Annotated in this window: 2 protein-coding genes; both read right to left on the bottom strand. The window is 50.1% G+C overall.

All coding sequences use genetic code 11. The features are described from left to right. Window positions 1–24: 24 nt before the first annotated feature. Complete coding sequence (locus ACXN9U_RS03590) at window positions 25–5,736, bottom strand: type I polyketide synthase (protein WP_489202177.1); 5,712 nt, start codon at window positions 5,734–5,736, stop codon at window positions 25–27. Window positions 5,737–5,775: 39 nt separating this feature from the next. Further along, entirely contained in the window at window positions 5,776–12,072 is a 6,297-nt protein-coding gene (locus ACXN9U_RS03585) for a type I polyketide synthase (protein WP_489202176.1), read from the bottom strand. Window positions 12,073–12,079: the final 7 nt, after the last annotated feature.

Genomic DNA, 12,079 nt, shown 5'->3' with positions numbered 1-12,079 from the left:
TTGCTCCGTCATTTTGACAGGCAATCAGATAGTCACAAATTCATGAGGGTTCATTCCCTCGATCGGAATCGGCTTGGTCAGCTTCATCAGTCCCATACGGGAGATCGGCTGCGTCAGCAAAGTTTCCAGCGCCTGCATCCCTTCCGCCCGGCTGATCAGCCCTAGACCGATTTGGCTCAGTCTGTCAAACTCTTCAGAAATGTGATTGTCAGCCCGCTCCCAATAACCCCAGTTCATCACTTTGACCCGGCATGACAGCCGTCCGGAAAGCTCATGGGCAAATGCGTCTTTAAATGTGCACCCCGCCGCATAATGACTTTGATTCGGATTCTTAATATATGAAATAACCGAAGAGAAAAAGAGAATAAAGTCCAAAGACTCTTTCGCAAATACTTCGGCAATGTTGACGGAAATATCCACTTTCGCCTTAAGGCCGGCGTGAAACTGTGATTCTTCCATATCTTTTACGCTTTCATTCGCAAATACCATCGCTGAATGAACGACGCCGCTGATGGTGCCGTATGTGTTTTTAATCTGTTCATAGGCGCGCTGAAGCGATGGAAGATCAGAAGCATCTGCGGATATATATTCGGGAGCCGGGCCTGATGGCCGGTACCGGTCTATTTTTTGGCGTATCCGGCTGTCCAGCGGCCGCCTCCCGATCCAGACGATTCGGGCTTTATACGTCGTCACCATATAATCTGTCCAAACCTCGCCGATGCCTCCCGCACCGCCGATGATGACATATACGCCTCCATAGCGGTAAGGAACACTTTCAGACGGCTCGCTTTGGACCGGAAGCAATTGAGGCCGGTACCATTCCTGATGTCTGCGCACCCATGCTTTACCCGTACGGTCGCGGGGCAGGCTGAATATGTCTTCTGCGGGGAAATCCCCTCCGTCCTCAAGATCGACCAGACGGATGTGCCAGCTCGGATGTTCTTTAGCGAGAGACCCGACAAAACCGTGCACACTGGAATGAGCGGGACGCGCCTCATCATATTGGGTGATAGGCTGTGCTTGGTGCGTAATCACCGTAATCCCGAGCTGCTCTTTTCCATACCCGAGACCGATAAGAGCTTTGGCCGCTCTGAAAATTTGCAGCACCCCGCTTTTTTGATCATGGATGTAAGAATCAGCTGGCTGAGGGGCAAACCAGATCATATGCTGAATCTCACCGAGACGGCGGAGCCGATCAGATATCACTTCAACGGAAGCACTTTGGCTGCTGTCAAATCGGACAGCTTTAGGAAACAATCGTAAAACCGCGTCGGCCTGCCCGTCTGTACCGCCTATAATGAGAGCTTTTGCTTCAGAAATGGGGAAGCCGGTTTGGTTGTCTATCGGTTCCGCGTCCCATACCTGCATCAGTTTGACGGCTCCAGTAAGGTCACCCGGCAGATCGTATTGCTTATTATCGGTTACGGGCGGCGCACTTTCGGCCATCCGGGCAGAAAACCCTTTTATCCTTACACACACCTTGCCGCGTTCATCACATATATCAATGTCCATTCTTCGCACGGCCGGTGTTTCATGCGTCACAAACACGGCCGCCCACATGTTTGGACTGCAAGGATGAAAAACGGTCAGTTCATGCAATTCAAAAGGCATTAACGGCTGCTCCGGATAACCCGCTTGATCTTCATTCATAACGCCGATGGCCGCCTGAAAAGCGGAATCAATCAGACTAGGATGGAGCACAAACTGTTCGGCCTCATCAGAAACGGAAGCAGGGAGCACCAATTTAGCCAAGGCTGCTTTTTCCCCGCGATAAATGTGATCAATTCCTTGATGTGAAGGTCCGTATACAATTTCCGCCTTTGCAAACGCCGCATAGCAGTCTTCTTTTGACAGCACTTTTTTGCGGCATCGCGCTTTCAGCTGTTCAATATGCAAGACCGGCGCCTCAGACAGCGGCTCAATCACAGCACTGCCTTCACAATAAATGTCTGAATCGTTTTCATTGCTGTACACTTGAAATGAAACATTGCCGTTATTCTCCAAGGAAAGCCCTGTCGTCATTCGCAGCGGCTCTTTTTTATGAACGGCCTGGCGTATCCAGCTGATATACCGCAGCGAAATGCCGGTTTTAGCCGTGTATTCAGCGGCTAACGGCGCGGCAGCCAGTTCAGCCGCGGCTCTCGCCATTTCAAGATAAGCCGCCCCGGGAAGAACACGCTTGTTTCGGACGATATGATCGGCTAAGAAGAATTCATCTCCGTTCAGTACCGTGCTGAATTTTTGTTCTAACAAATCTGATGTATTGCGGTGAAGCAGCGGGTGAAGCCTGCTTTCTGTATTTACGGAAGTAACGGGATGATCGGGCTCCGGTATCCAATATTGTTCCTTTGCAAACGGATACGTCGGCAGACTCATCCTGCGCGGTTTCTCCTCCTGATACAGCCGCGTCCAGTCTATCTCAAATCCTTTTGACCACAGCTCCGCAAGTTTTTTGTAAGTGCCGCTGTCCATCCATTTTCGGATCAGCTCCTCCGTATCCTGATCATCATTCAGGAAACCCCTGATTTCCGTTCCGCTACCAGACCGCCCTTGAAAGCAGCCGTCAATCTGCCGTTTTCGTTCTGTAAATTCGGTTAATTTCCTGATCAGGTCCGCTTGATCGTTCACTAAAAAAACAAGCCGTTCTTCCATTTCCAGCCGTCCCGTTTGCAGCGTATACGCCAGTGACCGCAGGGAAAAAGGTTCATCAGGCTGCTTATCTAAGCCGGACTGACCGAAAAGACCGGAAAGAATATTCTTATGTTTCTCATCTTTTGTAAGACATTCTGCTAAAGTCCGGACGGAAGTATGCTGTATGAGATCAGTCATGTTTATTTCCAGCCCGTATTGATCCGTCATCAGCTCAGAAAACTGAGTCAGCTGCATGACATCCAAGCCGAATTCCTTCCAATCGTGTTCACCATCTACCGAGCCGGCCGCTACATGCAGAACTTCCGCCAGAACACCCCGCAACGCATTTTCCAGCTGATTTTGCATTGTATCTATTTTGTTATGAAGCGGACCGCTTCCTTCAAGCGCTTTATCTTTGAGAAATATCAGCAGGCGGGCAGCGTATTCCTTCAGCCGCTCCGGATTTTTCGCTGATAGAGGCACGATATACGGTCTCTCTTGATTCTCCGTAATGCCGGCGTTTTTAGGCCTGTACTCTTCTAAAATGAGATGAACGTTTGAACCCGTCGCCCCGAATGAACTGATGCCTGCGCGTCTCGGACAGGAATGTTTACTGCCGTTCTCTGTATACGCCGGCTTTTTCCATGACTCGGTTTTTTGCTGCACGTAAAATGGCGAGTCCTCTAAACGAAGATACGGATTAATCGTCTCTGAGTGCAAAGAAGGGACAAGCGTTTTGTGAAACAGCTGCAAAACCGTTTTATGAAGCCCGCTGATCCCGGCGGCTGATTCCGCATGTCCGATATTCGATTTAACGGAACCGATCGCACAAAATTGCCGATCCTCCGTAAACGTGCGGTAAGCTTTAACAAGACCTTGTATTTCAATCGGATCTCCTAAAGAAGTTCCGGTTCCATGCGCTTCCACATAAGAAATCGTCCGGGGATCGATCCCCGTTTTTTCAAAGCATTCAGCTATCATATCCCCCTGCGCCACGGGGCTCGGCACGGTAATCCCGCTGACGGTTCCCACGTGATTGACGGCGCTGCCTTTTATCACCGCATAAATATGATCCTTATCTTCTTCGGCTTTGTGAAGCGGCTTCAGCAGCACGGCCCCGATGCCGTCAGCTGAGACATAGCCTGTGCCGCCTTCGCCGAACGTGCGGCACAGCCCGTCACTCGAATGCATATCCATCAAGCCGTATGTGATATATTTTGTCGGGTGCAATGATAAATTGACGCCCCCGGCAAGAGCTGCTTCACATTCACCGCGTCTCAGACTTTCCGCCGCCATATGGACGGCCGTCAGAGATGACGAACACACCGTGTCAACCGCCATGCTCGGCCCGTGAAAATTGCAAAAATATGAAACCCGGTTTGCGATCGGCGCATAGTTCAAGGGATAAGGAAAGACCAGCCCTTTGGCTGCAGCTTCAGCGCCGACGAGAGAATAATCCAAATGCATCACCCCGGCAAACACACCGACGTTCATTCTCTTATTCGGCCCTTTCGGCTGAACGATTGTTTCCGGGGTGTAGCCCGCATCCTCAATCGTTTCCCAGCATGTTTCTAAAAACAATCGTTCTTGCGGATCTTTAGCTTCTGCCTCCCGCGGAGAAATCCGGAAAAATTTCGCATCAAAACAATCCGGATCGTCTATAAAACCGCCCCATTTGGAAATCGGCTTGCCGGACGGCGATCGCAAATGCTCATATTTCCTCGTATCCCAGCGGGAACGAGGCACTTCCGTTACGCTGTTTTCGCCATTTTTTAAATTTGCCCAGAATTCACGAAGATTTTTGGCGCCGGGGTACCGTCCCGCCATCCCGACGATGGCAATATCTCCATTCTGCGTTCCGGCTGACGCCGATTTTTTCACGCGGATTTGGGTCGTCCTCTTTTTTTCCCGGTGCAAAGGTTCAGCATTTGAATGTCCGCTTTGAGCATGGCCGAAACCGGCTCCGTAATGTTCGCACAAATACACCGCCAATTCCGTGATTGTCGTGTATTCAAATAACAGCGTCGGCAGAAGCTGCGTTCCGATTTTTCGTTCAATTTCCTTTACCATGTCCAACAGCCCCGGAGAATCCAGCCCCATTTCATAGTAGCCGATATCCGGGTCAATCTCTTTCACAGGTTTGTTCAATCGGGCGGCAAGCAATTCTTTTAAATAAACGATGCACTGTTCAGTAAGGCCGGCGGAAGCCTCCGCAGAGCGGGGTTCCGCTTGCGGAGCCGGGACGGCATTCCGCCCGTCAGGTTCTTTCTTTTGCCGTTTCTGATTGATCAGTTCCGGGTCCCTCACCAGTTTATTGGCGAAGTTTTTCAGTTCGCCGACTTTTCTGCCTTCCTCATTGAAAAACTCCATTGTTACGTAAACGAGATCTTTCTTACGGGTGACGGATTCTTTTTTTATCTTGGTGATACATGTCGTCTGCAGCAATTCGGCGCAATAAAACGATTCATAAAACAGCGGCAGAAATAATTGCCCCTCCTCTCTCGTCAAAGGAGCGAGATATACATTGGAGCCGATGCTGCTCGCATCTATCAATGCGGGATGAAACATCGCCTCTTCTGCATGTTCCAGCTGATCCTTTTGCACCGACAGATCAATATAAATCTCTTTTTCAGTTTGGTAGACGCTTCCGCAGCCTTTCATCATTCCTGAATGAACCAGTTCTTGATCCCTGCATTCCGCGTAAATGTCCTCAAGCGGTATTTCTGCCGCCGTTTGTTTTACGGCATCCATCCGGACGCTCTCTTGGAAGCCGGCGGGCTTGACGGAATGCATGTGCGCCGCGGCATATACCTTTGTCCCTGCTGCTTCGTCACCTTGTTTTTGCCCTTTCACCTCCACCTTCCACTGCCCTTCGCCGCTCACTGTACAATCAACGGAAAGCAGGATTGATTCTCCCTGTTCAGGAGCTAAAGGGTGAAAAATCGATAAGTGCCTGAGTTCAAGGCCGGCATGAAAAAAACCGTTTTCTCTGAAAGTCTGATAGATCAGGTCAATATAAGCCAGACCCGGCAGCAGTTCCTTTCCATAGGCTTTATGATGTTTCAGAACGGGGTGCTGATTGTTAATAAGAAGCTGCTCTTGCATATGAACTTCCTCCATATCGACGTTCAATTTTCAGCGCAATCAGTAAGTCTTCATTTGTTTCCAAAACGTATTCGGGCGGGACTTATGTGCGCTTTCATGCAGGCTTTCGGCTTTGTCCGGACGAATGGGCCGGCGTTTTAATTCCTGTCTCGGCAAAGGCTTTCTAACCGGGGTATACGCCTTTTGCTCCCAAGCTTCCACTATGACATGGGCATTCGTCCCGCCGTCAGCGAAGCTGCTGACAGCGGCAATCCGCGGTGAATCCGTCCATTCACGCAGAGCGTGCGAAAAATAAAACGGCGAGGCGGACAAATCGTAATGCGTCATCGGCTCTTTGCCCGAAAGGAAAGGCACACGCATTCGGCGCGAGAGCATAAGCACTGTTTTAATGAATCCGGCAATCCCTTCAGCGCATAACGGGTGTCCGATATTCGGCTTCATCGACCCCAACTCGCAAGGCGCGCTGTTTTGCATACGGTACACCGCTTCAATCGCCCTCAGTTCCAAAAGGTCTGTTACTTCAGAGCCTGAACCGTTTGCTTCAATGTAGCTGATATCCTCCGCTTTTCTGCCGCTTTTGGCAAGCGCCTTGGCCATCACTTCTTTTTGCGCCTGTATATTCGGTGTGGCAGGCCCCGCGGTTCTGCCGTCATTGTTTACGGAAATGCCTTTAATGACCGCATGAATCCGGTCCCCGTCTTTTACAGCCTGGGCCGCTGTTTTTAAATACACCATTCCGACGCCTTCTCCCAATACGATGCCGCCGGTGCGGCGGTCAAAAATATGAAACGCAGGCTCTTCGCTTAACAGATTGCGAAGTTCGAACATCCGGTGGGTTTGACCGGATTCCAGCAGACTGACTCCCCCGACCACCGCTGAGTCGATTTCGCCGCAAGAAAGCGCCTGTATCGCCATATTCATACCGACAAGCGCTGAAGAACAGGCCGTATCCAAAACGAGACTCGGTCCCTTCAAATCAAAGAATTGAGAAAGATTAGCCGCTAAGTAATTCGGGCCGGCGGCGACTATCGGATTTTTTGCATGCTTCAGACGGTTTTCGTCAGGCATACTGCCGCCGCGTCCTCCTAAATAGACACCGGCTGACCTGCCTTTCATTTCTTGTAAAGAGTAACCGCTGTCTCTGAACAGATGGAGCGCCTCTTCTAATATAAGAAAGGACTGGATATCCATTGCCTTGATGTCTTCTTCGGGAATAAGGAAAAACTCCGGGTCAAAATGCGTTACATTTTTTAAAAGGCCCGCATAATCCGCCTTCTCCGTTTTCCAGCGTTCTTTCGGCACCCTTTGAATGGCCGACGTTCCTTCAGACAACAGCTTCCAATAAGCTTCAATTGATTCAGCTCCCGGAAAACGGCAGGACATTCCGACAACAGCGATGTCTTGCGCCGCTGCAGCACCAGAAGGCTGAATGACAGCGGCTGCTGTTTGTTTGGGAACGTACGGGATTACAGGCTGCACCGGTTTTGAAACGGCAGCTTTGATTTCCGGATATGCTGTTTCAAGCCATCCCGCCAGCGCAGCAACCGTAGGGTATTCATACAGCACCGCCGGGTCAAGGTCAGCTTTGATCCTCTTTCCGATCGCTCTGGACACTTGGGCAAGCATGATGGAATCGGCTCCGTAATCTTGAAAAGGTGTATCAGATTCAAATCTTGACGGCTCCAGTCTTAATTCCCGGCAGCAAATGCCCGTCAGCCATTCCTCAACGCTTTCTGTATCGGCCTGTTCCTGCTGCTTTGTTTCAGTAAGCCCGGATGAAAGCAGCAGACGGTCAGGCTCCCATTTTTCCGGGTGAATGACGGCCGGCATAATAACAGATCCGCAATCGCCTGCCATAATGGCATCAAACAGGCTCAGTCCTTCTCTGTCAGTGATGCTCTTTAAACCGCTTTTCTGATAGACCCGGCTTTTTGATTCGCCCATACCCGTTTCTTTCCAGCTCGGCCATTGGATGCTCAGCACCGGAAAACCTTTTGCGGCCGCAAAATAATCCATATAGGCGTTAGCCATGGCATAATCGCTTTGTCCCGCTCCTAATTCCGGCATCACGCCGGACACTGAAGAAAACAGCGCAAAAAACCGGAGAGGCTCCTTGTGCAGCGCTTGATACAAAAGGTCCAGTCCGTCTGTTTTAGGTTCAAGCACGGGCATCATCTGCTCTTTTGTTTTGCGGATAAAGGCGGGATGATCGAGATCTACGGCTCCCGCTGCGTGTATCACGCCTCCTATCGGCCCCATCTTCTCTTTCACCCGGCTGACGGCCTGCTCATATTCAGGGCCGGAAGATACAGACAGCACTTCCGTTCGGACACCTTTTTGTTCGAGCTCTCTGATTCTCCTCACTTTATCGGAAAACGGGGAATTCCGTTTGGTATGGTCATCCCACTCCGCTTTCGGAGGCATTGTTTCTTTTCCGGTAAGCACGAGTTTCGTGACTCCGTAACGTTCGGCAAAATGCCGGGCGAATAAATATCCGAGCCCCCGGGTCCCTCCGGTGATCCAGAGCACATGGTCTTTCGGAAATGAAAATTCTTTTTCAGCTAAGCTGTTTGTTTCCTTTAACCGCGCATGATAGCGCACACCGTTTCGGTAACACACTTCGATGTCTTCAGAATCGCGAAAAAACTCCTCTGCGATCTGGTTTGCCAGCTCAGGATCTTCGGCAGTCCGTTCTGCATCCATATGCCGCGAGCGGATATCCTTATACTCACTTTGGAGCATCCGGTACAATCCGGCCTTTTTTGCACCTGAGAGATTTATCGTTTCATTTGCAAAAGGTACAAGCCCCTTTGTTACACAAAGCAGCTGAAGCTTTCGGCCGCGGTTTCTGTTGTCAATGAGAGACTGCAGACGATGAATCCAGCCGTCATCATGCTTGATTTCCATCCCGCATCCGGTCACATCAATCAGACCGCCAAACCGGGCCGCGTCCCCGGATATTTCCGATGATGCAGCGTCAATGATTTCAGACTCGTGGAAATAACGGGACAGCTCAACGGCCAAATTTCCTGTCTGGTGATCAGCAGCTATTCCGATGACGCCCCGCACTTCCTTAGCCGGAACACGGCTGCTTTCTGCCCAGCTTTTCTGTAAAAAGCGGATTTCACGAAATGTTTCAGCATGTGTTTCGGCATCACGAACATTGTCCGGCGCTGCATCGTCCGGCCAATAACGATCCTTTATAAATGGATAACCGGGAAGGCTGATGCGGTGCGGCAGGCTGCTGTTATAAAGCTCTGACCAATCAATCTTCAGCCCTTTTACCCAAAGTTCCAGAAGCTTCGCGAATTTTTTTCTTTTCATCCATTTACGGACGGCTTCCTGCATATCTTCATCCTTAAAAACGGCTAGAATGTCTTTATACTGTTTGCTTTTTCCCCTGAAGCAGCCGTCTGTCCCGCCGTCAATAAAACGCTGCAGTTTTTCCGCTAACTGCTCCGTCGACGTCACAATAAACGCCGCACGTTCTTCCATCGCTTCTCTTCCGGTTTGAAGGGTGTAAGCCGCATCCCGGAGGCTGCGGTCTGTGACGTCATTTTTTCTGATCGCTTGAAGAAGCTGCTGCGCCCGCCGCTTCAGGCTGGCCTCCTGTTTGGCGGATAATAAAATGACTGCGGGGTCTTCATCTGTGAATGGCTTAGAAATCTCCCTATCAGGTTCAATATATTCTTCTATCAATATGTGGGCATTTGCCCCGCCCGCGCCAAAAGAAGAGATTCCCGCGATTCTCGAAATCTCTTTCTGCGCTCCGTTTTCCTCAATGACCGGCCGTTTCCAGTCTGCCAATTCACGCTGCACCACAAACGGCGTCCGGTCGAATGCAATATTCGGATTCAATTTCCGGCAATGTAAAGAGGGGGCCAGCTTGCGTTTTTGAAACTGGAGCAGCAGTTTCGTTACACCGGCAATGCCTGCCGCAGCTTCCAAATGCCCGATATTGGATTTAACTGAACTGATGGCGCAAAAGCCTTTATCTGACGTTTTCGTTTGAAATGCGCGGGTCAAACCGTCAATTTCGATCGGATCTCCGAGTTCAGTGCCCGTGCCGTGGGCTTCGATACAGCTTATCATCCGCGGATGTATTCCTGATTTTTCAAGCGCGCCGGAAATCACGTCAGCCTGGGCGCTCGGACTCGGCACTGTATACCCGTTTGTTCTGCCGCCGTGATTGATATGAGTGCCGCGAATCACCCCGTAAATATGGTCCTTATCAGCCATCGCTTTTGACAGCGGCTTTAACAGCACGGCCCCGACGCCTTCACCGGGAACAAATCCGTCTCCGCCTTCACCGAAACTTTTGCACGTTCCGTCTTTTGAAAGCATTCGATAGGCGCTGAGCTCCGCATAAGCCGAAGGATGCGTATACACATTCACACCGCCGGCAATCGCCATGTCACATTCGCCGCGAAGGATGTTTTCACACGCTTCATGAATTGCAGTCAGCGAAGACGAGCACATCGTATCAACCGGCATGCTCGGCCCTTTCAGATTAAGAAAATAGGAAACTCTGTTGGCCGCTGAACTGAACGACGTTTTCGGCTGCAGGGTGCCGCCGTTTTTCCAGTACATTCCGTACCCGTTTTTCGTAATGCCAGCAAAAACGCCGACCCGGCCGTTATACAGATTCTCAAGCTGTTCCTTCGTATAACCGGCATCCTCCAGTACTTGCCAGCACATTTCAATAAAGAGACGCTCCTGCGGGTCCATATTCAAAGCATCACGGGGTGAAATTTGAAAAAACAGCGGATCAAAGAAAGCGGCATCTTTCAGAAACCCGCCCCGCTTACTGTAACTTTTCCCTGCTTTCACGGCCGCTTCGGGATCAGGGTTATAGTATTTGTCCTTTTCCCACCGCTCTTCGGGAATTTCCGTCACACAGTCTTTTCCGGCTGCCAAGTTATCCCAGTACTCTTCAAGTGTTTCAGCTTGCGGATAACATCCGCTGACTCCGATAATCGCAATCCCTTCTTTTGTCTGGTTCTCATTGGAAAAAGAAGGCCGTTTCTTTCGCTTGATAAACGACGGAAGCACCGGAAAATCTTCATTTGCCAAAACCTGTTCTGATATGCCTGAACGGTGCTCATCATCATTTGTCCATTTTCGGCATTCTTTTGGATAATCCGTGACAAAGTGAGCTGCCAGGGAGCCCAGTGTCTTATATTCGTAAAAAACCGTTTTGGAAAGGTCACCGAAAAGCAGAGACAATTCGCGGTTCAATTTCGTCACAGTAACTGAGTCGATTCCGTAGGTTTCCAGCGGCTCTTCAGTGTCTATGTTGGAAACAGCCATTTTTGTAGTCAGGGCAAAAAGCGTTTTGAGCTGAAGAAGCGTTTGTTCATACAAACGTTCACTGTGGTGTTCGGCATTGGTTTTTTCGGGAGCGCCCGCCTTGATGACAGGCTGCAGCTTCAACCCCGACAGGGAAGCCCATATTTTTCCTTCTTCGTCACATAAATCAATATAAAAGCTCCCCGCCTTCTCTTGTATCTCGGCCCATACCCTGTCAGGACAAGATTCATAAAACAAAAGCTCGTCCAATGAAACCGGGGCGAGCGTTTTATATTCTTTGCCGCCAAGCAGCGCGCATGCCTCTGTCACACTTTGTATCACACAGGGAGGGAGGCCGAATCGGGAGGATTCTTTTTGGTTTGTCAATGGAATTGATATGTCTGCCAGCATCCGTCCTGCTGAGGCGTAAATACGCTCAATTCCTTTCATGTGCTCACTGTATTGAACAGTATCGTTCTGAGTGATGGCTTCAATTTGCTGCTGATCCATCAGGGAACCGCTGTTTTCCTTCAAGCGGCTGATATCCAGCATGCCAGGCGGAGCATCAACTGGCTGAATCGTCCCTTGGCTGTACACATCATGATGACTGGAATCGGCAGAAAATGGATTATAAATCTCAAACCTTTTGGCTTCACCCTCTGCGGGTATCAGCCTGATTTCGATATGGAACGGCTCAGCCTCAGTCAGAATGGGCTTTGACCACACAATATTCCTCAGCCGGACAGCCGCAGTCTCCTTTACTGTCAAAACAGCCGCAGCTCTCGCCATTTCCAAAAGAAGTTCTCCAGGCATAAGCTTTTTATGCTGTAAAGAAACATCAGCGAGAAAAAATTCCCGGCCGCTGAAAGCTGCCGAGAATCCCTGTCCCGTTTCATTGGAAATATGCTGCTGAGCAAGCGGATGAAGGGAAGCCGCTTGGCGAAGTCCCATCCGCATATCATAATCGCGCAAAATGCCGATCGCATCCTGTTTTGTCATTTTTTTATTTTTGACGTCAGAAAAAACCCGGTGCAGAAACTCTTTCATATGGTTT

This window comes from Bacillus sp. BACIII, assembly GCF_057836745.1.
This window is presented reverse-complemented; position numbering and strand designations above follow the sequence as displayed.

Bases quoted from the DNA above. Each gene is read 5' to 3' on its own strand.
- ACXN9U_RS03590 (WP_489202177.1), bottom strand. From the start codon at position 5,736: ATGCAAGAGCAGCTTCTTATTAACAATCAGCACCCCGTTCTGAAACAT.
- ACXN9U_RS03585 (WP_489202176.1), bottom strand. From the start codon at position 12,072: ATGAAAGAGTTTCTGCACCGGGTTTTTTCTGACGTCAAAAATAAAAAA.